The sequence below is a fragment of the Pseudarthrobacter sp. NamB4 genome (assembly GCF_005796185.1).
GTDB lineage: Bacteria > Actinomycetota > Actinomycetes > Actinomycetales > Micrococcaceae > Arthrobacter.
This window is the reverse complement of sequence record NZ_VAHM01000003.1, coordinates 172,143-195,728: the sequence shown is the minus strand read 5'-3', so window position 1 is coordinate 195,728 and position 23,586 is coordinate 172,143. Positions and strand designations below refer to the sequence as shown.

The following is a 23,586-nucleotide window of genomic DNA, read 5'->3' as shown; positions in this document are numbered from 1 at the left end:
TGCTGGCAGTTTTTACGTAATATTCGTTCATCGTGCCGGAATGCGGGGGTAGTCAGCGAAAAATTCGGCACCAGCTTCCTATCGGCAACGGCGTATGGTGGGGGAATGGGCCACGCGAACGATCCTGCAGTCATAGAACGCCTTATGCGAACCAAGGGACGCTGGGCAATAGTTGGTCTGACCACTAATGAGTGGCGTGCGGCCTACGATACGTCACTCTTCATTCGTGAGCGGTTAGGGATGGAGATTATTCCCGTCAACCTTCCCGGAGACCCCGTGCACGGGGAAGCCGGTTACCGCACCCTCGGTGACATCCCGTCTGAAAAGCACCCGATCGACGTCGTGGACTGCTTTGTGAACTCACAAAAAGTGGGGGCGGTGGTGGACCAGGCCATCGCGGCAGGAGCGAAAGCAGTGTGGCTGCAACTGGGAGTCATCGACCAGGCTGCCGCGGAACGCGCCAAAGCGGCAGGGCTGGACGTTGTGATGAATGCCTGCCCGGCCCAGCTGGCCTGGAAGTACAACCTCTGACTCCTGCGGCGTGGCCCACGCCATGAGGACTCAGGGCGTCAAGAGATGGGGGTAATGGCGTTTGGTGACGTCCGGGTGGGCCCGCATCCTGCCCTTGAGCATGTTCAACCCGTATGAGGCCAGAAGCGGATTCGCGGGATCGTCGGAAATGCCCCTCGCCTCCGCCTTCAAATCCGGCGGCAGCGGGACGGGATCGATGACGGCATCAAGGCGCGGGGACCAGAAGAACGGTACTGAGTACCTGTCCACGCCAGGCGGCGGCGCCTGGACCCTATGGATGGTGGCGGCGAGATAGCCTTCCGTGGCCACCTCCAGCATCTCGCCAAGGTTCACAACGAGCGCTCCCGGGACAGGTTCCACCGGCTCCCATTCACTGGCCCCCGGCGGGAGCACCTCCAGCCCGCCCACGTCATCCTGCAGCAGCAGCGTGACGAAGCCGTAATCCGCATGCGACCCGACGCCCTGGTCTCCCGCGGCCTCCACCACGCCGCCCACGTAGTGGACCAGCTTGCCCATCCATGCAGGGGAGTCCCGGAAGGGCTCGTCAAAGTAATCCTCCGGCAGCTGAAGGGAAACGGCGATGGCCCGGAGCAGCTCCATCCCAACCCCGGACATCAGCTCGGCCCAGTCCATGGCTGCCGGCCTGAGTTCGGGGAACGAATCATCGGGCCAGAGGTTGGGGCCCTGCAGCAGCCAGTACGGCTGATCCGCCGGGTAATCCGTCACTGGCTCGCGCTCCGGCGAGTAGTCGATCTGCTCGCGGGCATCAGCGCGGCCCTGCGTGACTTCGGTGCCCATCCTCGTATAGCCGCGGAAATGGGGCGAAAGCCGGTTGTCCAGCTTCATCCTCTCCTCCAGCGGCAGGGCAAAGAACCGCCTGATGACGTCCAGGAGGTGTTCCGCCTGGCCGGGCGACCCGCCATACCCCGTGACCTGGAAGAAACCAACATTGTGGGTGGCGTTACGCAACTGCTTGATGAAGTCGGGGCTGAACGAGCCGTTGGCCTGCCGCGCCGTGCCCAGGTCCAGAACAGGTATGGCCCCCTGATCGTGTGACATCCTCGCAGACTAGCACCGGAAGCCGCTGCTTTATAGGCTTCCTGCATGGACCCCGACGTACTGCGGAAGATCTGCCTCTCGTTCCCCGGAGCATACGAGGACTACCCCTTCGGGCCGGAAACCGCCGTGTTCAAGGTGCGCGCGGACATTGCCGGCGGAGCACGGCATGAAGCGAAAATCTTTGCCTTGTCCTCAATGGACGTCCAGGACCTTTACGTCAACCTCAAGTGTGAGCCGGCCCTGGCCGTCCAGCTCCGCGCGGTGCACCCGGAAATTACCGGCGCATGGCACATGAACAAGACGCACTGGAACGGGGTACGGCTTGACGGGTCTCTTCCGGACAGCATGGTCAGGGACATGGTGGAGGACTCCTACGACCTGGTGGTGGCCGGCCTCAGCAGGAAGCAACAGGAGCAGCTTGGATGGGCCCGCCTCGCCGGGGCCGGCGGCTCCGGCGGGAGCGGCGGATGAAGTCCAGGCACCCGCGGCCGGGCGGACTGGATTACCCCGGTATCGGAGGCACTGAGCATGGCGCGGCGCCGGAAGGCTACGCAACCGTTTTGAAGGAAGTCCACCTCGGCGCCGGGCTGGATACGTACCAGCGGGTGGCCACGGGCATCCTTTCCTGGGAGCTGCAGCGGCGCGCCGGACTCCGCGTCCGTGCGGATTCACCCACCGTCGTTTCCGGGGCGCGGGTGGTCAGCGGTTTCGGCATCGGGCCCTTCCGGCTGAAGGTGCCGTGCCAAGTGGTATGGGTCCGTGAACCGCGGCCAAAGGATGAACCGCAGTCTGCCGGTTTCGGCTACGGGGCGTTGCCCGGGCATCCCGCCCGCGGGGAAGAATCGTTTGAGGTTCGGATAGACGGGCGCGGGGAGGTGCTCCTGCGGATCCGTGCCTTCAGTAAACCGGGCAGCTGGTTTTATGCAGCAGGCGGCCCGGTGACCCGGGCGGCGCAGCGCTACGTTACTTCCCGGTACATTGAAGGGGCACGCCAACTCGCCGCGGAAGGACAAATCCCGTGATTTTTATCGTCGTCAAGTTCAAGGTCAAGCCTGAATGGTCGGAGCGCTGGCCCGGCCTGGTGGCTGATTTCACCGAGGCCACGCGCCGGGAACCCGGCAACCTCTGGTTCGACTGGTCCCGCAGCCTCGAGGACCCGAATGAGTACGTCCTCGTGGAGGCGTTCAAGGACGACGCCGCCGGCGACCACGTCAACAGCGCCCACTTCAAGCAGGCCATGGCAGACATGCCGCAGGCCCTTGCCGAGACACCGCAGATCATCAGCCGCCAGCTCGACGGCGAAGGCTGGGACCGGATGGGCGAGCTCACCATCTAGCTCCGCCACCTCTGTAGGCTGAAACCATGTGGATCGGCTGGATTGAATTCGACATCCTCCTGGGCGACGTTCAGAGCCTGAAGGAGAAGCGCTCCGTCATCAGGCCGCTGCTCGCCGAGATCAAACGCCGTTTCGACGTCTCGGTCGCCGAGGTGGGGGACCACGACCAGTACCGGCGTTCCCAGGTCGGTGCCGGGCTGGTGGCGGCAGACCGCGCGCACCTCGTGGAGGTGCTCGCCGCTGTCGAACGCCTGGTGGCAGGACGCCCCGAAATTGAACTGCTGAGTGCACGGCAGCGGGAGCTGCACAGCGAGGACTGACTGCTGTCAGCCCTGCCAGCCCGCCCTCCAGGTGATGTCCGCCAGTGTGGCCTGGCCCTGGAGGCTGGGGTGGAAGTAGTCCAGCGTGCTCACGTCGCCAGGGCTTGGCACGTGCGCGAAAACGGCCCCGCCGTCCGTCCGGCACGTGGGGTACTTCCCGCAGGCCGCTGCCAGTACCACATTGAAAGCCAGTTGGCGCTCGACCACCTGCTGACGCATATCCTCGGTGTTGGACGCGGCCAACATGGATTGGCAGATCAGGGATCCGGACCAGGCCGACTGGGCGGCCGGATCGTTGCCCAGGGCACTCCAGAGCCCGTAGAGGTTGGGGATGCTTGCAACCAGTATTTGGGGCCGCGGCCGCATCTGGTCCAGGGTCTCCAGCGCCTCCGCCACATGCAAGCGGAAGCTCTCCACCGGCGTCATTCGTTCTGCGGACGGCGCACAAAGATCATTGGCACCCACCAGGACGGTGACATAGTCCACCCGGGTTTCCGTGGCCTGCGCAGCCTGGCGGGGCAGGTCGGAAGCCTTTGCCCCGCTGACGGAGAGGTTGGCGTTGTTTCCCCTGATGGCGGGATTCAGCCGGAGGAGCCGTTCGTAATGGCTGGCCACGCCGTCGCCCGGCCCGTCGCCGGTGGCCCAGGAATTTTCCGGGCGGTCCCCGGGGCCGCAGCAGGCATTGTTGGCCTGCGTGATGGAGTCGCCAAGGGCTGCCATGCTGCCGGGGTACGCTGCCTCCCTGGCTGGAGGCGGTGTTGGTGCGGCCGCAACCGCCACCAGGGCCGGCAACAGCAGCGCAGCCAAAAACCTTGCAACCTTGCCCATGAGTCGATTAAAGCCGAACCGCGGCGGTTCCGGACACGTCCCCTGAAATTAGGGTACTAATGGTCCGGATCCGCCGCGGATCCTGGAATGGGCCCACGCCGCCGGGTTTCCCTGGCTGAGCATGCGAGGCGAGGGCGGCGGTGGGGAGGGCTAGCCGAAGTACTTCGGCAGGGTCCCTTCGTGGGCTTCGCGGAGGGCGTCCAGGGACAGGCTCTCCACGCCGTTGATCTCCAGCGTGCCGCTGGCCGCGTCCACCACGCCGATGCGGGTGTGGGCGAAGCCGCGCGCGGTGCACATGTCCGTGAACCGGACCTCCTCCGAGCGGGGGACACCCACGACGGCACGGCCCTGCGACTCGGAGAAGAGTGCGGTGAACAGGTCAACGCCGTCCCGGTCCAGCACGTCCTGCAGGGCGACCCGGGCGCCCACGCCGTAGCGCAGTGCGGACTCCACGAGAGCTGCCGCGAGGCCGCCTTCGGAGAGATCGTGGGCGGAGTCGATCATGCCGTCACGTGAAGCATTGATCAGGATCTCGCCGAGGGTACGCTCTGCCTCGAGGTCAACCTTCGGCGGCTGCCCGCCCAGATGGCCGCGCATGTTCGCCCATTCGGAGCCGTCCAGTTCCGCGCTGGTGGTGCCGAGCAGGTAGATAGCCTGCCCGTCCTCCCGCCAGCCCGATGGCGTGCGCCGCGCGACGTCGTCGAGCTTGCCCAGTACAGCCACCACGGGGGAGGGGTGGATCGGCGTGCTGCCCGTCTGGTTGTAGAGGGAGACGTTGCCGCCGGTCACGGGGATGCCCAGCACCATGCAGGCGTCGGACAGGCCCCGGATGGCTTCGGCCAGCTGCCACATGACGTCCGGGTCCTCAGGGGAGCCGAAGTTCAGGCAGTCGCTGACGGCCATCGGAATGGCGCCGGAGGTGGCGACGTTGCGGTAGGCCTCGGCCAGCGCCAGCTGCGCCCCGTGGTACGGGTCCAGGTAGGTGTAACGGCCGTTGGCGTCGGTAGCCAGGGCAACACCCAGGCCGGACTCCTCGTCCACCCGGACCACGCCGGCGTCGTCGGGGAACGCCATGGAGGTGTTGCCGCCCACGTAGCGGTCGTACTGGTTGGTGATCCAGGACTTGGAGCACATGTTCGGCGATGCCACAAGCTCAGTGACAGCCTTGGCCAGCTCGGCCGGAGCTGCCGGACGGCCGGCGTCCTGCACGGAGCCGGTGAAGGTGTCTGCCTGGACCGCGTCCTGCCACTCGGGACGGGCAAACGGGCGGTCGTAGACCGGCCCGTCGTGCGCCACGGTGCGGGGATCGACGTCGACAATCACGTCGCCTTCCCAGGTGATGATCAACCGGCCGGTGTCGGTCACCTCGCCCAGCCAGGAATACTCCACGGCCCACTTGTCCATCACGGCCTCGAACGCTTCAACGTTCTCGGGAGTGACAACGGCCATCATGCGTTCCTGGGACTCGGACATCAGGATCTCGCCCGGAGTCAGCGTGGGGTCACGCAGCAGGACGGAGGTCAGCTCCACCTGCATACCGCCGTCGCCGTTGGAGGCCAGCTCGGACGTGGCGCAGGAAATGCCTGCAGCGCCGAGGTCCTGGATACCTTCCACCAGGGAGCCCTTGAACAGCTCAAGGCAGCACTCGATGAGGACCTTCTCGGCGAACGGATCGCCCACCTGCACCGCGGGGCGCTTGGAGGGCTTGGTGTCGTCGAAGGACTCGGAAGCCAGCACGGAGGCGCCGCCGATGCCGTCGCCGCCGGTGCGGGCACCGAACAGGACCACCTTGTTGCCCTTGCCGGAGGCGTTGGCGAGGCGGATGTCCTCGTGCCGCATTACGCCCACAGCGAGGGCGTTGACCAGCGGGTTGCCCTGGTAGACGGAGTCAAAAACCATTTCGCCGCCGATGTTCGGCAGGCCCAGGGAGTTGCCGTAGCCGCCGATGCCAGCCACCGCACCATGCATGACGCGCGCGGTGTCCGGGTGGTCGATGGCGCCGAAGCGCAGCGGGTCCATCACGGCCACGGGGCGTGCGCCCATGGATATGATGTCGCGGACAATGCCGCCGATGCCGGTCGCGGCGCCCTGGTAGGGCTCAACGAACGACGGCGAGTTGTGCGATTCGATCTTGAAGGTCACGGCCCAGCCGTCCCCCAGGTTGGTCACGCCGGCGTTTTCGCCGATGCCCACCAGCATGTCCTTCTTCATTTCCTCGGTGACCTTCTGGCCGAACTGGCGCAGGTGGTTCTTCGAGGACTTGTAGGAGCAGTGCTCGCTCCACATGACGGAGTACATGGCCAGTTCGGCGCCGGTGGGGCGCCGGCCCAGGACCTTGACGATCTCGTCGAACTCGTTCTGCTTCAGGCCCAGTTCGGCCCAGGGCAGTTCGGTGTCCGGAGTCTTCGCGGCATGCTCAACGGTATCGATGTTGAACTTCTTGACCTGGGTGATGGCACCCGGGGCAGCGGTGGGCGAGGCGGCGGCGGTAGCCGTGCCTCCGCCGTCAGTGATGGAGCCTGTCGAGATCCCGGTCATTACTTGCCTCCCACAATCTTGGTCAAAACGGAGGTGAAGAAGCCCAGCCCGTCGGTGTCGGACCCGCCGACTCCGTCCAGCGACTCGGGACCGAAGCCGGCCTCCACGGCGTGTTCGGGGTGCGGCATGAGGCCCACTACGTTGCCGGCGGCGTTGGAAATGCCGGCAACGTCGCGGCGGGAGCCGTTGGGGTTGAACCCGACGTAGCGGAACACCACGCGGCCCTCTGCCTCGAGCGCGTCCAGGGTCTTTTCGTCCGCGATGTACTGGCCGTCCTGGTTCTTCAGCGGGATGGTGATCTCCTGGCCTGCCTGGTAGTCCACCGTCCACGCGGTGTTGCTGTTCTCGACGCGCAGCACCTGGTCGCGGCACAGGAACTTCAGGTGGTCGTTCTTGATCATCGAACCGGGCAGCAGGTGCGATTCGGTCAGGATCTGGAAGCCGTTGCAGATGCCGAGCACGGGGAGCTTCGCGTCGCTGTTGGCGGCGTCGATGATCTTCGACATCAGCGGTGCGAAGCGGGCGATGGCGCCGGCGCGCAGGTAGTCGCCGTAGGAGAAACCGCCCGGAAGGATGACAGCGTCAACGTCGCCAAGTTCCTTGTCCGCGTGCCAGAGTTCGACGGCGGTTCCGCCGGCGAGGCGCACGGCGCGGGCGGCGTCGCGGTCATCCAGGGTACCGGGGAAGGTGACGACGCCGATGCGGGCACCGGCGAGGGGCGGTTCTGCGGCGACGGTGCTGGCCTCGCCGATCAGGGGAAGTTCAGTCATCTTAGGCCTCGATGACCTCGACGTTGACGACGTCCTCGATCACGGGGTTGGAGAGCAGGGTCTCGGCGGCGTCGCGGGCCTGGGCAAGGATGTCCTCGGTCACCTCGCCGTCGACCGTCAGTTCAAAACGCTTGCCCTGGCGGACAGAGCTGAAGCTGGTGAAGCCCAGGCGGGGGAGAGCGCCAACGATCGCCTTTCCCTGCGGGTCCAGAATCTCGGGCTTGGGCATGACGTCAACAACGATCCGGGGCATCCGGTAACTCCTGTGCGTGAGCTTGGGTAAGGGCGCAGCGGAGTGTTGCCGTCTCACGCCGTACCGGGTGTCTGCGGCACGGTGCATGGACACTGTTGCTTCGACACTGTTTTTTAGACATCGTGGACGGGCGCTCCGCGAGCTTGCCTTACCATTCTACCGGCCGGAACGCCCCACGCTGTATTCGGCGGATTCCTGCCTCCGCCGGGGCACCGGGTCCTGCGGTGTGCGGAGCGAAATGCTGGTTCGCGATGGCGGCCCCCGGGAGGTTCTGGAGTTGTGGGTATGGCCTCACTAGGATTGTTGAATGGCTGATAAACCGAAATCCGTGCTGTTGCCCATGGTCGCCGCTGCAGTGTTTGCCGGACTGGGGAGGATGGTGCTCCAGAAGATCAAGGCTGACCGGTTCGCCAGGGAGAACAGGGTTGCGGGACCCATGAATGATAAGACCAGGCAGTGGATCAGCGACGTGGTCCGCACGCCACGGCAATAGCGCGGGCGGCTGCGGGTTCCGGTTGCGCCGGGGCGTCCTGCGGGGCGCCCTTTTTTCTGTCCTTTTCCTGTCGAAGGACCTTTCCTGCCGCTTTGCAGCGTTCGGGAAATCGGCTTGAGTGGCCCATGTCATATTCGGCTATCAGTCTGTACTCTTTGAATCGGCTGGTCTCACGGAATGACAAGATCTGTAACTTCGCGTGCCATGCCAAGTCATTTCGGGCCCCCGATCCTGGCTGGGCCGGTACATCGTGAAAGGGTTGCGCGTGAGATCTACTGGAAAGAGCCCCATGCGGGGCGGGGGATTCCGGAAGGCAGCGGCCCTGGCCGTAGGCTTGCCGCTTCTCCTCACCTCGATGGCCATAAGCCCCGCTACGGCGGCGCCGGCCGGGCAGGGCAAAGCAGTTACCGCAAAGAACGCGGCAACTATTGCGTTCAAGGACGGCCGCTACATCGTTGTCCTGGCGGGTGCGGCAGCGGCCGCTTATGAAGGGGAGATTGCCGGTTTTGGCGCCACAAAGCCCCAGAACGGGCGGAAGCTGGACGCTGGCAGCCCTAACTACAAGGCGTACGACGCACACCTGCGCAAAGTCCAGCGTGATGTTGCCGCCAGCCAGGGAGTAACGCCTGGGAAGCAATACACCGCGGCGCTTAACGGTTTCACGGCTGAGCTGACAGCTGCCCAGGCCATGGAGCTGGCAAAGGATGAGCGCGTCCTGACGGTAGCACCGGATGTGGAAAACAAGCCTGACTACACCACCACGGACTTCCTCAAGCTGACCGGCCCTGATGGCGTATGGGCCAAGCAGTTCGGCGGCGAAGCCAATGCCGGCAAGGGCGTAGTTGTCGGTGTCATCGACTCCGGCTATGCGCCGGACAACCCCTTCCTGCAGGGTGAACCCGTCCAGCCGCTGACCGGCCCGGCGCAGGTGGGCGTTCCCTACCGCACAGCCGAGGGCAGGATCGCCATGCTCAAAGCAGACGGCACCACTTTCGAGGGTGAATGCCAGAAGGGCCAGGGGTCCGGTGCATCATTTGACGGATCCCTCTGCAACTCCAAGGTGGTGGGCGCCCGATACTTCGCGGATACCTTCCTGCGGTACGTGCCTCCCGAAAACCGGGCGCCGGAGGAGTTGATCTCCCCGGTCGACGTCGGAAGCCACGGCACCCACACTGCCACCACCGCGGCGGGCAACGCCAATGTGGAGCAGGTCATCGATGGCTTAGGCTTCGGCAAGAGCTCGGGCGTTGCCCCCGCGGCCAAAGTCTCGGTGTACAAGGTCTGCTGGGAAGACACCAACCCCGACACCGGAGGCTGCTACTCCTCAGCCTCGGTGGAAGCCGTTGAAGCTGCCATCAAGGACGGCGTGGATGTCCTGAACTACTCGATTTCCGGGAACAACAACAACACGACGGACCCCGTGGCGCTGGCGTTCCTGAACGCAGCCGCTGCAGGCGTCTTCGTCTCCGCCTCGGCCGGCAACTCCGGTCCTACCGTTTCCACGGTCAACCACGCATCGCCGTGGCTGACCACGGTTGCCGCCTCGACCTTCCCCAGTGACCTGCTGGGAACGGTCAAGGTATCTGATGGCTCGCTCTACCGCGGGGCATCCATCATGAAGTCGGAGGTGGCGGACAAGCCGGTTGTGGTTGCCGCAGCAGCGGCAGCGGCAGGAGCCGCAAACGCGAGCCTCTGCGCTCCTGGCTCCCTTGACACCGCGAAGGTGGCGGGCAAAGTCGTTGTCTGCGACCGCGGCGTGGTGGACAGGACGGCCAAGAGCCAGGAAGTCCAGGACAAGGGCGGCGTCGGCATGATCCTGGTAAACCTCGCCAGCAGCTCCGAAGATGCCGATAACCACGTGCTGCCCACTGTCCATGTCAACGCACCCAAGAGCCTGGAGCTGAAGTCGAAGCTGGAAGCGAACCCGGCGTTGACTGTCAGCCTGGTCAAGGGTGACCTCACCGGCCTGCCGCCGTCTCCGGCGCCGCAGATCGCCGGCTTCTCCTCACGTGGGCCCACCCTGGCCGCTGGCGGGGACCTGTTGAAGCCGGACGTTGCAGCGCCGGGCGTCAATGTCCTGGCGGGCGTATCAACCATCGGCAACAACGGTGACCAGTTCGGCTTCATGTCCGGCACCTCCATGGCTGCTCCGCACATCGCGGGTTTCGGTGCCCTGGTGCTTAGCAAGCAGCCGGTTTGGTCCCCCGCCATGGTGAAGTCAGCCATGATGACCACCGCGTACCCGCTGGTGAACGCTGACGGCTCGCCCAACACCGATCCCTTCCACGGCGGCGCCGGCCATGTCGACTCAACCCGGGTCCTCGATCCCGGTCTGGTCTACAAGTCCGGCATCAAGGACTGGCTCGGCTTCCTCAACGGCCAGGGCGTGGACACCGGAGTTCCGCAGGCAGGTACCATCGCCGCCCGGGACCTCAACGTGCCGTCCGTAGCGCTCGGCAGCCTGGTGGGAGAAGTGCAGGTCAAGCGCCAGCTGACGGCCCTGGTTCCGGGAATGTACCGGCCGGAAGTCAACCTGCCCGGCTTCAACGTCCAGGTGGAGCCAAAGTCCCTGAACTTCGCCAAAGCCGGCCAGACCCGGGAGATCACCCTCACCATCCGGAACGTCAATGCCCCGGTGGGCAAATTCAGCACGGGCACCCTGACCTGGAAGGGCCCCCGGATTGTCAGTTCACCCGTCGCCATCCGTCCGGTCGATGCACAGATCGCGCCGTCCTTCTCCTTCAGCTCACCCACGGGCAGCGGGAGCGGGACGATGGAACTGGTTTCGGGTTCGGACAGTCCCATCAATGTGGGTGTGGAAGGCCTGGCCCCAATGAGCGAGACCGCCATCACCAAAACCCCTGGCGAATACGCACCGCGGAACGACGCCCACAACGCGCTGCTTCAGGTGACCGTTCGGCAGGGAGCTTCGTTTGCCCGACTAGGCGTCCAGGCGCAGTCTGACGACGTCGACTGGGACATGGTGGTGTACGCGCCGAACGCTTCGGGCGGCCTCACTGCCACCCAGGTGGCGACAGCTTCCGCCAGCGAGTTCCTGGACCTTGAGTCCCCCCGCCCCGGCACGTACTACGTCGTGGCCAACCTGTACTCGACTCCGGACAACGGTGCAGCCAGCGCCTCAGTGCAGGCCGTGACTTTCGCCGGTGACGCCGGAAACCTCTCCGTCGAACCGAACCCGATCGTGGCTCCGAACGGCACCGCCACATCAGCCACATTGTCCTGGGCCGGCCTCTCCCAGGGTGCCCACCTGTCGCGGCTGAGCCTGGGCGATAACGGAATCAGGACCTGGGTCAACGTCCGGGTGGGCGACGCGCCTGCTGCCCCGGCCGGAGCCCCGCAGGTCGCGCTCGCGGATGCGGTCCCCGCGAGGTAGCAGCCTGACGTTCAAAACGAAAACAGGATCCCGGGTGGTTGAACCGCCGGGATCCTGTTTTTTCTTGCGGCAATGGCGGCTGCGGGACGCCGCGGACTACGTGGCGCCGAAGGCCCCGCCTGCGCTGCCGAGCAAAGGCGCCATGGCTTTCCAGCGTGAGATCTCGCAGCCGTCGGTCCTGGTAAAGACAGATTCCACGGTGCGACCGTGGAAAGTCCCGGTGACAACGGCCACCTGCGGCCCGCCGTACTGTTGCGTGCACAGCTTGGGCGGGCCCGGCCGGGGGAAGAAAATGTCCTCGCCGTACTTTTCAACAGCTGCTAAGGCCGCCCCGGGATCGGTGACTGTGGTTGCAGGCTGAATGCCCCCGCCGCCCGCAACCAGGCGGAATACGCGTTCGGGGGACTCCGGATCCTCGCGCAACCGTATGGTGAGGTCGATCATCGGGGAATCCGAAATCATGCGGGGACCGGATTGGACAGCACACCAAGTTCCACGGCCAGTTTCTCCCGCAGTCCTGCTGCCTCGGCAGCGAACGCACGCTGGTGCTCCACGTAAGCTGCCTTGCCCTGTGGTGTCTCGATGGGGATCGCTGGATAACCCCACTCCGCCAGGTCATACGGGGAAGCCTGCATGTCCATGGCACGGATTCGCCAGGACAGCTCGAAGCAGTCCATCACCAGTTCGCTGGGCAGGGCAGGAAGGAGCTTATACGCCCACTTATACAGGTCCATGTTGGCGTGGAGGCAGCCGGGCTGCTCAAGCCGGCGCTGGTTTTCCCGGCTCGGTTCAAACTCGTTCAGTGGCGCGGCGTCCGGCGTGTAGAAACGGAAGGCGTCGAAATGGGTGCAGCGGATCCGGTTTTCCTCCACCACCTTGTCAGTTCCCGCGGACCCCAAACGCAACTGCAGGTATTCGTGGCGCAGGTCGAACCTGTCCTGGTGGTACACCATGGCCCACTCGTGGAGTCCGAAGCAGCCAAACTGGGCAGGCCGTGCAGCCGTTCCGCGCAGGATGATGCCGGCAAAGGCAACGGCCTCCCTGCGGTCGGCAAGGAAAGCCTCCCGGTCAAAGGTAACCGCGTTGCTTCCTGGCGGCAGCCCCAGTGAGGCCAGCTCGCCGTCGTCGAGCACCCGGTAATGCTTCCAGTCCCGCCGCGCCGCCGCGTCCTTACCCAGCAGGACGTAGCCCGCACCGGGATGCCAGCGGCGCAGCTGGCCCGGCTTCTGCGTGTAGTAGGTGAAAAGGAAATCTTCCACCGGGTGCTTCCTGCCCGCAGACCTGCGGGCGAGGTAGGGGTCGGCGTAGCGGCTGACACGCAGGTGGTGGGCTTTCTCCAGCACCTGCCAATCGTCAGCAGCCAGGAGCTTAAGCTCCACCGGCTTCACCAAGAACATCCTTTGCCGCGTCCCAGGAGCTGATTGCACATCCGTCCGTGCGGGAGAAGCTGGCCTCCACCGGTATCCCGTCCACAACGCCGGTAACCATAGCCTTCTGGGGCCCGCCGTATTGCTGCGTGCAGGCCTGGTCTGTTCCGGGGGTGGCGGGGCTCAGCAGGCCTGCGTTCTCCTTCAACGCGGCGCACGCGGCATCAGCGTCGGGATGTACGCTCTCGGCAGCAGGGACTCCGTCAGTGCACACCAGTGTGTAGCTGATTTCCGCTTCTCCCTCTGCCGGGATGATGTTGATGGCCAGTTCTGCATTTCCCTGGCCCGGGCCGGAAGGTGCCGCTGAAGGCTCGGGGGCAGGGGCCGGAACGGAAGTTTCGGCATCCGGAGACGGACCGCCAGGGCTGGGTGCCGGCGACCCAGTGTCGGGTGTTGTGGGAGCTGCGGTGGTTGCCGTGGGTGTGCCGCCCCCCTGTCCAGGGGAACAGGCCGGCAGTACCGCTGCCGCCAACAGCAGGGCAAGTGCCTGCAGATGCATTTTGCGCATGGACCGCGACCTGTCCTTCATGCACATATTCTACTGCCGGCCCTGCGTCTGTCCGCCGTTGGAAGTGGCCGCAATCAGCCCCATCATTGAGGCATGCAGTTCATTGACCTGGCCGCGTGTGAGCCCGAGCCGCTCCATCATGGTGCCGGGAACGTTCAGGGCCTCCTGGCGGAGTGCCGCGCCCTTTTCCGTCAGTTCGACGGCGAGGGCGCGCTCATTGCCGTCCGCACGCCGTCGGGTAATGAGGCCTGCCGCCTCCAGCCGGCGCAGGAGCGGCGAGATGGTGGCGGGTTCAAGGGCAAGCGCTTCACTGATGTTCCGGACCGTCCGGGGGCTGGTTTCCCATAGGCACAGCATGACGAGGTACTGCGGATGGGTGAGGTTGAGCTTCTCCAGGACCGGTTTGTAGGCCCCCACTACGCTCCGCGCGGCGACGGTCAGCGCAAAGCACAGTTGGTGCTCCAGAAGCAGGTCGTCGTCCTGCGCGATATCGGTGTCCACGGTCCTAGCTCCTTCGATTGTTAGGCCACTAACAATTAGCGTACACTCATAGCAGGAGCAGGGTAAACGGAAGGAGCCGGTGATGGCGAAAGGGCGCATTGAAGACAGGGGCAACGCGGCGCAGCGGTTCATGCGGGCCACGGGCAAGCTGCGGGCTGTTTTCGGACCGGCGAACCGCTCCTCGATCGCACACGAGATGACCGAGGAAAACCGTCGGTTGCTGGCCCAGCGCCAGGCGGAGACCCAGCAATGGGAAACCATCACCCGGCCGGACGGCAGTACGTATGTGGTGCCGAGGAACCCGGAGGACAGGTCCCTGCGCTGACCCCCGCCCGACAGCCTGCGGGAGCATTTTCCCGCCCAAGGGCTTAAAATGAGGGCACTGCTTTCGCAGACAGCAGCACTTTTCCCTGGTATGGGAAGGGGGTGGAAAACAGTGGCACATTCCGTCGACGGGTTCATGAGCCTGACCGACAGGCTCCGTTTCTTCTTCGGCCCGGCTGCCCGGCTGGACTCCAGCTCACCAGTGGTGCATAGGCACGATGAGTTTGAGCAGGCCTCGGAGGAAGAGCTTTCGCACTTTATCGTGGAGACCGATTCAGCCGGCCATCACTACGCTGTCCGCCGCGAAGACCTGGAGAAGCAGGGCTAACCTGATGCACCCGGTGCATTGTCCGCGTCAAGGACAAGCGCAGCGGCAAACGCAGAAAGGCCGGGCTCCTTCCACTTGATGGGAAGGAGCCCGGCCTTTTCGCCGCCGTTCAGCGGCCGGTGCCGCCGTAGACCGTGGCTTCGCTTTCGCTGTCGAGGTCAAAGGCCTTGTGAATGACGCGCACAGCTTCATCCAGCAGGTCCGCGTGGGTGACCACGGAGATGCGGATCTCGGAGGTGGAGATCATGTTGATGTTGATGCCCGCACCGGACAGCGCTTTGAAGAACGTCGCTGAGACGCCCGGGTGTGAGCGCATGCCGGCGCCGATCAGGGAGAGCTTGCCGATCTGCTCGTTGTATTCGATGCTTTCGAACCCAATTTGGTCCTGCGCTGCGTGCAGGGCCGCCAGCGCGTCCGCACCTTCCACAATGGGCAGGGTGAAGGAGATGTCCGTCCGGCCCGTACCGTGGGTGGACACGTTCTGCACGATCATGTCGATGTTCGAGTGGGCGTCGGCGATGACCTGGAAGATTGCTGCCGCCTTGCCGGGGATGTCCGGCACGCCGACAACGGTGACCTTGGCTTCGGAACGGTCGTGTGCAACGCCGGAGATGATTGGCTGCTCCAAGGCAACTCCCTCTTGTGTGGTGATCTTGTCTTCGGCGCTGGGGATGACCCAGGTGCCTTCGTGCTGGCTGAATGAGGAGCGGACGTGCAGCGGCACGCCAAACCTGCGGGCGTACTCAACGCAGCGCAGGTGCAGGATCTTGGCGCCGGAGGCTGCCAGCTCAAGCATCTCCTCGCTGGAGATCCTCTCGATCTTCTGGGCGGAGGGAACAACGCGCGGGTCAGCGGTGTAGATGCCGTCCACGTCCGTGTAGATTTCGCAGACGTCCGCTTCCAGCGCAGCTGCGAGTGCCACCGCGGTGGTGTCTGAGCCGCCGCGGCCCAGCGTCGTGATCTCGTTGGTTGCCCGGCTCATACCCTGGAAGCCGGCCACAATGGCGATGTTTCCCTTGTCCAGGGCGGTGCGGATGCGGTGGGGGTCGACGTCGATGATCCTGGCTTTGCCGTGGATGCCGTCAGTGATCATGCCCGCCTGGGAACCCGTAAAGGACTGTGCAGAGGCGCCAAGCTTGTTGATGGCCATGGCCAGCAGGGCCATGGAGATGCGCTCCCCGGCGGACAACAGCATGTCCATTTCGCGGGCGGGAGCTGAGTCCGTCACCTGTGCGGCGAGGTCCAGGAGTTCATCAGTGGTATCACCCATGGCCGAGACAACGACTACTACTTCGTTGCCAGCAGCCTGCGCATCCACAACCCGCTTGGCAACCCGCTTGATGCCGTCTGCATCAGCCACGGAGGAGCCGCCGAACTTCTGCACAATCAGCTGTTTGGTCACCACACGGCCGTCGGGCAGCTCCTGCGGCTGCGTCGCGTTGTGCACTTCGGTAGTGGGCGTACTCATGCGCGTACCTTCACTGGATCAAATTGGAGTCCGGCCGGCAGCCGTAACGCTGTGGTGGCCAGGGGGGGCTGAACTAACGCCGTTGTTGGCGCGACTTCTCTCCACAGTTTATCGCCGCCCGCTCCCGGCCGTTGAATTGTGACCATTTTCAGCCCCTGCGCGCACCCGCAAGCGTGAAGGGGAGGCGTACGCTCAGAAGTCAGCATGCATGAACACTGTGGGGGACGGGTGCAACTACATGGCAGTGATTTCTGAGGTGCCGGGGGCTTCGGCGGGGCCGGAGCCCCGTGACGGAATAACTGCGAACGGCGTCAGCCGAAGCTTTGGTACGGTGCGCGCCGTCGAGCACATGGATTTCCATGCCCCGGCAGGCAAAGTGACCGCGCCCTGATTGGGCCCAACGGCGCAGGCAAAACGACGCTCCTGCTGATGCTGGCATCGCTGCTGGCTCCGGATGAGGGCACCATCAGCGTGGGCGGCCTGGACCCTTTGCGGCAGCGCGCCGAGGTGAGGGGCAGCTGGGCTGGATGCCGGACACCCTGGGCGTTTGGGAGTCCTTGACCGCGCGGGAGATCCTCACGCAGATGGCCCGGTTTTACCGGCTGCCGGCACCAGGGATCGGGCAGCGGGTTTCGGACATGCTGGAGCGGGTCCGGCTGGGCGGGCTCGCGGACCAGCCCGCCCGGGTGTTGTCCCGTGGACAGCAGCAGCGGCTGAGCCTCGCCCGTGCCCTGATCCATGATCCTTCCGTCCTGCTCCTTGACGAGCCCGCCTCAGGCCTCGATCCGGGATCGCGTGTGGAGCTGCGCATCCTGCTCAGGCAACTGGCGGCGGAGGGCAAAGCCGTGGTGGTCTCCTCCCACGTCCTCAACGAACTTGATGAGGTGGCCGACGGGGCGGTGTTTGTCAACAAGGGCCGAACCGTCCGCCACAGACCACCGCACAGGCGGCCGCCGCGGGGCGCCGGTACGCAATTTCCGGTCCGGACGTTGCTGCCCTTGCCGCCAAACTCACCGAGTTTGGCCTGACCTTTCGCAAGGAGGACGGACGCCATCCGGGCGTAAGCCTCATGCTGCAAAACGACGGCGACGCGGAGCGCCTCCTGCGCGACCTGGTGCTGGCCGGCGTCGCGATCCGTTCCTTCGCACCGGCCGCCGGGGCCCTTGAAGAGACCTACATGAACCTCGAGGGGGAGCAGCCATGAGTCAGGTAATCCTCAACAGGTCCGAGTCTTCCGGTGGCCGGACACCCGCTGCCCACTTTGCGGCCATCCGCGACGTAGTGGTCCTGGAACTCAAGCAGCGGCTGCGTTCGCGCGGCTGGTACATCATGCTGGCCATCTGGTTTGCCCTGACCGGTGTGGTGACGTGGCTGACGTGGGCAAGCTGGAGCGCTTCGCTGGATGCCCAGCGGGCCTACGGCGGCTACATCCCGCCGGAAGCCTCCAGCCCGGGCTCCATGATTTTTGAAGTGGTACTGGCGTTTGTCCTGTTGTTCGCACTGCTGGTGGCACCAGCCTTGTCCGCAAATGCGATCACCGGGGACCGGGCAGGCGGCACCCTGGCGATTCTGCAGGTCACCCTGCTTGAACCCGGCCAGATCCTGTGGGGGAAATTCTTTGCCGCGTGGCTGGCAGCCCTGGCATTTCTTGTGGCCAGTGCCCCGTTCCTGGTGATCGGAGTGGCTCTGGGCGGGCTCACACCAGCGCACGTTGTGGTGTCACTGGTGATGCTTGCCCTTGAAGTGGGAATCGTGTGCGCGCCCTGGGCGTGGGTATCTCGGCATTGGCCGGGCGTCCCCTCTTCGCCATCGTGACCACCTACCTGGCAGTCGCCGGCTTGGCGGCAGGGACCTTGATCGCCTTCGGGCTGGGCACCGGCCTCAGCCACGGCACAGTCCTGGCCAACCAGCCGCAGTACCGCCAGTCTGAGCCCTTGTCGCAACGGCCCACGCAGCCGGAATACACCTGCGTTGGCCCGCTGCAGGAGCAGCCCGCGATGCGCACAGAACGCGTGGCCTGGCTGCTGTCCATGAACCCCTATGTAGTGGTGGCCGATGCCATCCCGTACCGGGACAGGACGGCGCAGCATTACTCCTACATGCCGGCGGGCGCCATCGAGAACATCAGCCAGGGAGCCCGTCATGCCCTGGCTGGCCCGGAGGGTTCATACCCCTGTGCCAATGGTGAGGTGAAGCCGCAGTACCTGTCGCAGACCACCCCGCTCTGGCCCCTGGGCCTGGTCCTGCAGCTCGCGCTCGCCGGTTTGCTGTTGTGGCTGGGCTGGCGGTCACTCCGCACGCCTGCCCGTAGGCTTGCCCCCGGAACGCGTGTCGCCTGAGCAGGCGCTGCCCAGCCCCGGCTGCTCCTTTGGACCAGCCGGTGCGCCGGCCGGTCGCAGCCGGGGTGTGCCGGCAGGAGGGCTGCGCCTCCTTGCGGCTGAGTTCAGGCCAGGGCGTTCCGGCGTCCCTCGAACGCCCGCCCCAAGGTAACTTCATCCGCGTATTCCAGGTCGCCGCCCACCGGCAGCCCGGAGGCAAGGCGGGTGACAGTGATGCCGATGGTCTTCAGCATCCGGGCCAGGTAAGTGGCTGTGGCTTCACCCTCGAGGTTGGGGTCCGTGGCGATGATGACTTCCTGGATGGCGCCGTCGTTGAGCCTGGTCAGCAGCTCACGGATCCGGAGCTGCTCCGGGCCCACCCCGGCAATGGGATTGATGGCACCGCCCAGCACGTGGTAGCGGCCCCGGAACGAGCGGGTACGCTCCACGGCCAGCACATCCTTCGATTCCTCCACCACACAGATGATGGCCGGGTCCCTGCGGGGGTCGCGGCAGATGTTGCAGAGTTCCTGTTCGGTGACGTTGCCGCAGACAGTGCAGAACTTGACCCGATCCTTGACTGTGGTGATCGCGTCAACCAGCCGTTTCATGTCCTGGGAATCCGCTTCAAGGATGTGGAATGCCAGCCGCTGAGCGGATTTTGGGCCCACCCCCGGAAGGCGTCCGAGCTCATCAATCAGCTCCTGGACAGCACCTTCGTACACGTTTCCCTCTTCAGCTCGGTGTGGATTGCGGGTAAAGCAAAGTCATCCTGGAAGACCGCCCGGCCAATCACCGGGACGGGCGGTCAGTAGCGCGGCGTGACGGGGCTTCCATCGGGGGAGCGCTCTTCAATCAACTTTCCGCCCAGAATACGCTCCACCGCAGCACGTCCGAACACGCCTGACTCCTCGATCGTCTCATCATCGGCGCTCGGGATGTCCTGGACGTAGGTGGCAGCGGCAGCCACAGCCCGGGCAGGCGCCTTGGCGCGCCCTGCTTCTGCTTCGGGGCTGTTGGACAGGCGCTGGTAAAGGCTCTGCCGGGCATGCCCTGCGCCGGCAGGAGCTCGCGGTGCAGTCTTTGCCGGCGCAGCCTTTGCCGGCGCAGCCTTAGGCTGGGGCGCAGTGGCCGGCGAAGCTGTGACATCGGGGGCGGTGGCAGGACTGGCCTGGGCGGCAACCGCGGGAGCGGAAGCAGTTGTGGCCATGGCATATTCAGGCACCCTGACCTGATCTGCCGAGGGTTGCTCCGTTGTGTCAGGCTCCCCTGTACCACCCGCACCATCGGATGGTCCCGGGGGCGCCAAGCCCCATTCCGGTTCCGGTTCCGGGCCCGCCTTCACCACTGGGATGGAGGGCGGAACCTGGGCCGCGGCAGGTTCGTAGCGGGGGACCTGGGGCCCTGGCGTTTCGTCCGCCCTGCCCGCAGCGGTCCTGCCCAGGTTACTTTCCTCGCCGACCACCCATACCCCGGGTGTCTGCTCTACGGCCCGCGCCCAAGGATCGGTGTCTGCAGTGGGTGCCGTGACTGCCTCAGGCTGCCCATAGGGTCGGGACGCCGGGATGGCACCGGCCGTTTGTCCGGACGACGTGTAGGCGTTCCCGGTGGAACCTGCCACAGCGGAACCGGCCGCAGGGGAACCCGCTATAGCGCCGGCCGGATTCAAACGGGCCGAATCCAGACCGGTCGGTGCTGCCGCAGGCTGGGACCGGGAGGAAGAATCCCAATCCATGGGAGGTTCCTCGTCCAGTGGAGGAGCGTCTTCATCCCTGGCAGGGCCCCAATCGTCGTCCGAGTACGAATAGTCTCCTGCCGGATCGGCGTAAGGAGCCCGAACAGAGGGCTCTTGAAGGGAGGGTGGAACCTGATTGGCAGGGCCCGAAGCGCTGGGCTGGACGGCGGCGACCTGGGGACCGGCACCGTCGGGTGATGCGGACACGGCTGCCGGTGCGGCGGGCACGGCGGAGGGCGGGGCCGCAGCTGCCGGGACATCAGCGCGGGTGCGGCCGGCACCGCCCGGTGCCTGCCCCTGGGCGGCGGGCCGCTGGGGCTCTGTTTCCGGCTTGTTGCCCTGCTGGATTCCGGCGCTCGTCTCGCCTGCACTGGCCGGCTGAAGGGAGATGCCGCTGGGCGAAGGCGCGGGCGCCAGCCCCCAGGCGACATCAGCCGAAGTGGCCGGTGCCACCCGGTGGGCGGGTGCTTTTGGGTTTGGGTCAGAGCTCGCCTGCGTGGTACCGCCGTTAGCGGACGCATTGATTTGGCAGTCGATGCCGACGGTCTTGTGGATTGCCTGCCGCAGGTTCTCGGAATGGTGTCCCCGGCCAAAGGCGCCGGCAAGTCCTGGCGTTGTGAACGCAAGGGTGAGGAGGGTGCCGTCGAATGCAGCTACTTGGGCATTGGGTTCAACCAATGCCCAAGTACTGCGCTTGATTTTGGACAGTCTCTGCAGGATGTCCGGCCAGGCGCGGCGCACGACCTCGACATCACCCATTGGTCCAGGCGACGCAGTGAACCTGGACCCGCCAACTGAATTGTCCGGCCGGCCAGCACCGGGGACTGCGCGCGGGCCGGAACCCGGCACTGGACCCGATCCGGTTGTTTGGCCTGCCGCCGGCGCTGGTCCGGCTCCGGATACCCGGCCAGGTCCTTGCTCTGAACGCGCCGCAGGTGAACCGGAATGTTCCAGCCCGGCGCTCTGCGGACCCCCGTCTCGCCCGGACCCTGATGGATGGGCAGTACGGGCGCCTGCGGCCCTGCTCCCGGCCGAATCCTCCTTCGGCCAGTCATTGGTGCTGACGCGGGGAGCAGCCAGTGGCGTGCGGCTTTCGCCCGGTCCGGCGGAGATGTCCTCAATACGGGTCGAGGGATCTTCTGGTCCAGTGACAGATGCTGCGGGAGCGCTGGGCTCTGCAGCGGCAACAGGTACCGGCGGCTGCTGGATGGCGGCCGGACGTGTGCCGGGCTGGGAGGCGGGGGATCCGACAGCCGAAGCGGCGGCCGGAGCGGGGGCTGCCGGACCTGCAACGGCGGCATCGGCGCCAGCCGCACGTGGGCCGGCTGGAGTCGTGACGTCGTTCCCGGCGTAGTTAAGCCGGCGCTCCACGCGGTCTATCCTTGCTGCGATGCCGCGCTCGTTCTGCTCGGAACCCGGCAGCAGGATCCGTGCGCACAGCAGCTCAAGATGAAGCCGGGGGGACGTGGCACCGGTCATCTCGGTCAACGCCGTGTTGGTGACATCGGCGGCACGGGACAGCTCGGCAGCGCCGAGATTGTGTGCCTGGCTCTTCAGGCGTGCAATCTGGTCCGCGGGCATGCCCCGGAGAATGGTCTGCGCGCTCTCCGGCATCGCCTGGACAATGATGAGGTCGCGAAAGCGCTCCAGGAGATCCTCCACGAAGCGGCGGGGATCGTGGCCGGTCTGGATCACCCGGTCCACGGCCCGGAAAACGGTGGCGGCGTCAGAGGCGGCAACAGCCTCCACAACGTCGTCCAGCAGCGAAGCGTGGGTATAGCCCAGGAGCGCGACGGCGAGCTCATAGTCCAGCCCATTTGGCCCCGCCCCCGCCATCAGCTGGTCCAGCACGGAGAGCGAATCACGGACTGAACCGCCGCCGGCGCGGATCACCAGCGACAGGACGCCGGGGGCCACGGGGACGTTCTCCTGCCGGCACAGGAGCTCCAGGTAGGCCATCAGGGGTTCCGGAGGCACCAGCCGGAAAGGGTAGTGGTGGGTGCGGGAGCGGATAGTCCCGATCACCTTGTCCGGTTCAGTAGTGGCGAAGATGAACTTGATATGTTCCGGCGGTTCTTCAACGATCTTCAGCAGGGCATTGAACCCGGCCGAGGTGACCATGTGGGCCTCGTCGATGATGAAGATCTTGTAGCGGTCCCGCACCGGGGCGAAAGTGGCGCGCTCGCGGAGATCCCGGGCGTCGTCCACACCGCCATGGCTTGCGGCGTCTATCTCGATGACATCCAGGGAACCTGAGCCGCCGCGGGCCAGTTCAACGCAACTCGGGCAAGTGCCGCAGGGTGTGTCTGTAGGTCCTTGCGCGCAGTTGAGGCAGCGCGCCAGGATTCGCGCGGACGTGGTTTTGCCGCAGCCTCTGGGACCGGAAAAAAGGTACGCGTGGTTAACCCGGTTTTTCCGCAACGCCGTCATGAGCGGCTCGGTGACATGCTCCTGCCCGATAACGTCAGCGAACGAATCTGGACGGTATCTGCGGTAGAGGGCGGTAGTAACTGTCACAGAGAAAACCCTACCAATCCGGGCTGACATCGTGCCGCCCTGTGGGGGAATAGTAAAGACCCCCCATGCACCCGCCAGAGCCCATTTACCCTTGCTACCTTCCGGTCCTGGGGGAGTTCAACAGGATGACGCCACATGAGGGGCCGTCAGACACTTTACCCGAACTTCCGGCATGACTCGAATCCGCCGAAACTTAACGCCAGCCCTCCACCTGCCAACTCATGAAGGCCGGTTCCTCGTAGGGATGGGCGGCCCTCAACGCGGCCACCACGCCGGCAAGCAAGGGCTGCTCAACCACGCACTCGATCCTGTCCTCGGCGGCCTGTTCCGGCTGCCCCACCTTCCCCAGATAAGGCTCGGCGCCTTCCTGCGGAGTGAACCGGCCCGTTCCCGGCGCGACAAAGGAGCAATGCGAGTACTTGCCCACCTTCCCTGCGCCGGCATTGCCGATAGCGATCAGGACCTGCTCGGTATGGGAGCGGGGGACATAGATCACCAAAGCATGAAGTTGCTTCATGCCCTCCATGGTGCCGGAACCAACCAAGTCGGTGCACGGAATCCGTTGCTTATCCCTGCGGCTCCACCGATTATGGATATATACACCGATTGGGGCAATCTCGAGGTGGTGAGCGGCGTGGCCTGGCTGAACGGGGCCGGACCCGGCAGCTCAACGGTGTTTCGCTGAAATGGGCGCGTTGGGGGCGTCCATTTTCGTGGTTAAGCAGGGGGTTGCAGGCCTGTCGGCATGGTTGTGGAGGCCCCTGCCGGCAGGCTTCCCCTGAGCCAATTGGGCGATGCGCAAAAGATCAGGTAATCTGGTACCTGCTTTTGATTCAGAAGCAGTTGGAGAATTCGCCTAGCGGCCTATGGCGCACGCCTGGAACGCGTGTTGGGTTAACGCCCTCGGGGGTTCAAATCCCCCATTCTCCGCCGGTCGG

24 protein-coding genes, 1 tRNA gene, 1 other RNA gene and 1 pseudogene are annotated in these 23,586 nt (G+C 65.3%); 13 read left to right on the top strand and 14 right to left on the bottom strand.

All coding sequences use genetic code 11. The features are described from left to right. Positions 1–105 precede the first annotated feature (105 nt). Positions 106–531, top strand: a complete 426-nt coding sequence (locus tag FDW81_RS03890; protein ID WP_138132847.1) for a CoA-binding protein — start codon at positions 106–108, stop codon at positions 529–531. A 30-nt stretch (positions 532–561) separates the two neighbouring features. Here the strand turns inward: FDW81_RS03890 and FDW81_RS03885 are convergent, their stop codons facing one another. After that, the gene (locus FDW81_RS03885) at positions 562–1,590 is read right to left on the bottom strand and encodes an isopenicillin N synthase family oxygenase (RefSeq protein WP_138132846.1); all 1,029 of its coding nucleotides are present in this window, start codon (positions 1,588–1,590) and stop codon (positions 562–564) included. A 45-nt stretch (positions 1,591–1,635) separates the two neighbouring features. Between FDW81_RS03885 and FDW81_RS03880 the strand changes: the two genes are divergently transcribed. The 4 genes from FDW81_RS03880 to FDW81_RS03865 are packed head-to-tail and all read left to right on the top strand — an operon-like array spanning position 1,636 to position 3,246. Beyond that, entirely contained in the window at positions 1,636–2,061 is a 426-nt protein-coding gene (locus FDW81_RS03880; RefSeq protein WP_138132845.1) for an MmcQ/YjbR family DNA-binding protein, read from the top strand. Then, positions 2,058–2,612 carry a DUF1990 family protein gene (locus FDW81_RS03875; RefSeq protein ID WP_138132844.1) on the top strand — a complete coding sequence of 185 codons (555 nt, stop codon included), beginning with the start codon at positions 2,058–2,060 and terminating at the stop codon, positions 2,610–2,612. The genes FDW81_RS03880 and FDW81_RS03875 overlap by 4 nt, the downstream gene beginning before the upstream one ends. Beyond that, a complete protein-coding gene (locus tag FDW81_RS03870) occupies positions 2,609–2,926 on the top strand; it encodes a putative quinol monooxygenase (RefSeq protein WP_138132843.1) in 318 nt (105 codons plus the stop codon). Before FDW81_RS03875 ends, FDW81_RS03870 begins: the two co-directional genes overlap by 4 nt. A 26-nt stretch (positions 2,927–2,952) precedes the next feature. Then, on the top strand, positions 2,953–3,246 hold the full coding sequence (locus FDW81_RS03865) for a DUF503 domain-containing protein (RefSeq protein WP_138132842.1): 294 nt from the start codon (positions 2,953–2,955) through the stop codon (positions 3,244–3,246). A gap of 6 nt (positions 3,247–3,252) precedes the next feature. Here FDW81_RS03865 and FDW81_RS03860 read toward each other — a convergent pair whose 3' ends face one another. The 4 genes from FDW81_RS03860 to purS form a co-directional block, all read right to left on the bottom strand. Next, positions 3,253–4,074 carry a GDSL-type esterase/lipase family protein gene (locus FDW81_RS03860; protein WP_138132841.1) on the bottom strand — a complete coding sequence of 274 codons (822 nt, stop codon included), beginning with the start codon at positions 4,072–4,074 and terminating at the stop codon, positions 3,253–3,255. Positions 4,075–4,224: 150 nt separating this feature from the next. Further along, positions 4,225–6,612, bottom strand: coding sequence for a phosphoribosylformylglycinamidine synthase subunit PurL (purL, locus tag FDW81_RS03855; RefSeq protein ID WP_240719907.1), 2,388 nt, complete (start codon positions 6,610–6,612; stop codon positions 4,225–4,227). Continuing rightward, positions 6,612–7,382, bottom strand: a complete 771-nt coding sequence (purQ, locus tag FDW81_RS03850; protein ID WP_138132840.1) for a phosphoribosylformylglycinamidine synthase subunit PurQ — start codon at positions 7,380–7,382, stop codon at positions 6,612–6,614. The genes purL and purQ overlap by 1 nt, the downstream gene beginning before the upstream one ends. 1 nt (position 7,383) lies before the next feature. Next, positions 7,384–7,635: a phosphoribosylformylglycinamidine synthase subunit PurS gene (gene purS, locus FDW81_RS03845; protein ID WP_138132839.1), complete on the bottom strand. Its 252-nt coding sequence runs from the start codon at positions 7,633–7,635 to the stop codon at positions 7,384–7,386. A gap of 307 nt (positions 7,636–7,942) precedes the next feature. Between purS and FDW81_RS03840 the strand changes: the two genes are divergently transcribed. After that, the gene (locus FDW81_RS03840) at positions 7,943–8,128 is read left to right on the top strand and encodes a hypothetical protein (protein WP_138132838.1); all 186 of its coding nucleotides are present in this window, start codon (positions 7,943–7,945) and stop codon (positions 8,126–8,128) included. Positions 8,129–8,417: 289 nt separating this feature from the next. Beyond that, entirely contained in the window at positions 8,418–11,522 is a 3,105-nt protein-coding gene (locus FDW81_RS03835; protein WP_138132962.1) for a S8 family serine peptidase, read from the top strand. 96 nt (positions 11,523–11,618) lie between these two features. On the opposite strand, the gene FDW81_RS03830 is transcribed toward FDW81_RS03835, so the two are convergent. Genes FDW81_RS03830 through FDW81_RS03815 form a run of 4 tightly spaced genes read right to left on the bottom strand, consistent with a single transcriptional unit; the run spans position 11,619 to position 13,958 of the window. After that, on the bottom strand, positions 11,619–11,966 hold the full coding sequence (locus FDW81_RS03830) for a serine protease inhibitor (RefSeq protein ID WP_138132961.1): 348 nt from the start codon (positions 11,964–11,966) through the stop codon (positions 11,619–11,621). Positions 11,967–11,980: 14 nt separating this feature from the next. Next, entirely contained in the window at positions 11,981–12,919 is a 939-nt protein-coding gene (locus tag FDW81_RS03825) for a 3-methyladenine DNA glycosylase (RefSeq protein ID WP_138132837.1), read from the bottom strand. Continuing rightward, the gene (locus FDW81_RS03820; RefSeq protein WP_240719903.1) at positions 12,891–13,478 is read right to left on the bottom strand and encodes an SSI family serine proteinase inhibitor; all 588 of its coding nucleotides are present in this window, start codon (positions 13,476–13,478) and stop codon (positions 12,891–12,893) included. The genes FDW81_RS03825 and FDW81_RS03820 overlap by 29 nt, the downstream gene beginning before the upstream one ends. Positions 13,479–13,487: 9 nt before the next feature. Beyond that, a complete protein-coding gene (locus FDW81_RS03815) occupies positions 13,488–13,958 on the bottom strand; it encodes a MarR family winged helix-turn-helix transcriptional regulator (RefSeq protein ID WP_240719901.1) in 471 nt (156 codons plus the stop codon). 82 nt (positions 13,959–14,040) lie between these two features. Here FDW81_RS03815 and FDW81_RS03810 point away from each other — a divergent pair, with 82 nt between their 5' ends. Together FDW81_RS03810 and FDW81_RS03805 are read left to right on the top strand one after the other, a co-directional pair. After that, entirely contained in the window at positions 14,041–14,283 is a 243-nt protein-coding gene (locus FDW81_RS03810) for a hypothetical protein (RefSeq protein ID WP_138132836.1), read from the top strand. Positions 14,284–14,394: 111 nt separating this feature from the next. Beyond that, the gene (locus FDW81_RS03805; RefSeq protein ID WP_138132835.1) at positions 14,395–14,610 is read left to right on the top strand and encodes a hypothetical protein; all 216 of its coding nucleotides are present in this window, start codon (positions 14,395–14,397) and stop codon (positions 14,608–14,610) included. Positions 14,611–14,719: 109 nt separating this feature from the next. Here the strand turns inward: FDW81_RS03805 and FDW81_RS03800 are convergent, their stop codons facing one another. Next, the gene (locus FDW81_RS03800; protein WP_138132834.1) at positions 14,720–16,078 is read right to left on the bottom strand and encodes an aspartate kinase; all 1,359 of its coding nucleotides are present in this window, start codon (positions 16,076–16,078) and stop codon (positions 14,720–14,722) included. A 238-nt stretch (positions 16,079–16,316) separates the two neighbouring features. Here FDW81_RS03800 and FDW81_RS03795 point away from each other — a divergent pair. From FDW81_RS03795 to FDW81_RS18310, 3 genes and pseudogenes are all read left to right on the top strand, one after another. Beyond that, positions 16,317–17,282, top strand: a pseudogene (locus tag FDW81_RS03795) (ABC transporter ATP-binding protein). Beyond that, positions 17,279–17,893 (top strand): hypothetical protein, encoded by a 615-nt coding sequence (locus tag FDW81_RS18315; RefSeq protein ID WP_240719899.1) that lies wholly within the window; start codon positions 17,279–17,281, stop codon positions 17,891–17,893. Before FDW81_RS03795 ends, FDW81_RS18315 begins: the two are co-directional and overlap by 4 nt. Further along, the gene (locus tag FDW81_RS18310; protein ID WP_240719897.1) at positions 17,863–18,417 is read left to right on the top strand and encodes a hypothetical protein; all 555 of its coding nucleotides are present in this window, start codon (positions 17,863–17,865) and stop codon (positions 18,415–18,417) included. Before FDW81_RS18315 ends, FDW81_RS18310 begins: the two co-directional genes overlap by 31 nt. A 104-nt stretch (positions 18,418–18,521) precedes the next feature. Here FDW81_RS18310 and recR read toward each other — a convergent pair whose 3' ends face one another. From recR to FDW81_RS03770, 4 genes are all read right to left on the bottom strand, one after another. Further along, positions 18,522–19,121: a recombination mediator RecR gene (gene recR, locus FDW81_RS03785; protein ID WP_138132833.1), complete on the bottom strand. Its 600-nt coding sequence runs from the start codon at positions 19,119–19,121 to the stop codon at positions 18,522–18,524. Between the two features lie 83 nt (positions 19,122–19,204). Further along, positions 19,205–22,678: a DNA polymerase III subunit gamma and tau gene (locus FDW81_RS03780; RefSeq protein ID WP_138132832.1), complete on the bottom strand. Its 3,474-nt coding sequence runs from the start codon at positions 22,676–22,678 to the stop codon at positions 19,205–19,207. Positions 22,679–22,699: 21 nt separating this feature from the next. Continuing rightward, positions 22,700–22,796, bottom strand: an RNA gene (ffs, locus tag FDW81_RS03775) — signal recognition particle sRNA small type. Between the two features lie 45 nt (positions 22,797–22,841). Continuing rightward, positions 22,842–23,165 carry a hypothetical protein gene (locus FDW81_RS03770; protein WP_138132831.1) on the bottom strand — a complete coding sequence of 108 codons (324 nt, stop codon included), beginning with the start codon at positions 23,163–23,165 and terminating at the stop codon, positions 22,842–22,844. Positions 23,166–23,493: 328 nt separating this feature from the next. Between FDW81_RS03770 and FDW81_RS03765 the strand changes: the two genes are divergently transcribed. Then, positions 23,494–23,578 (top strand) — tRNA-Ser (locus tag FDW81_RS03765). Positions 23,579–23,586: the final 8 nt, after the last annotated feature.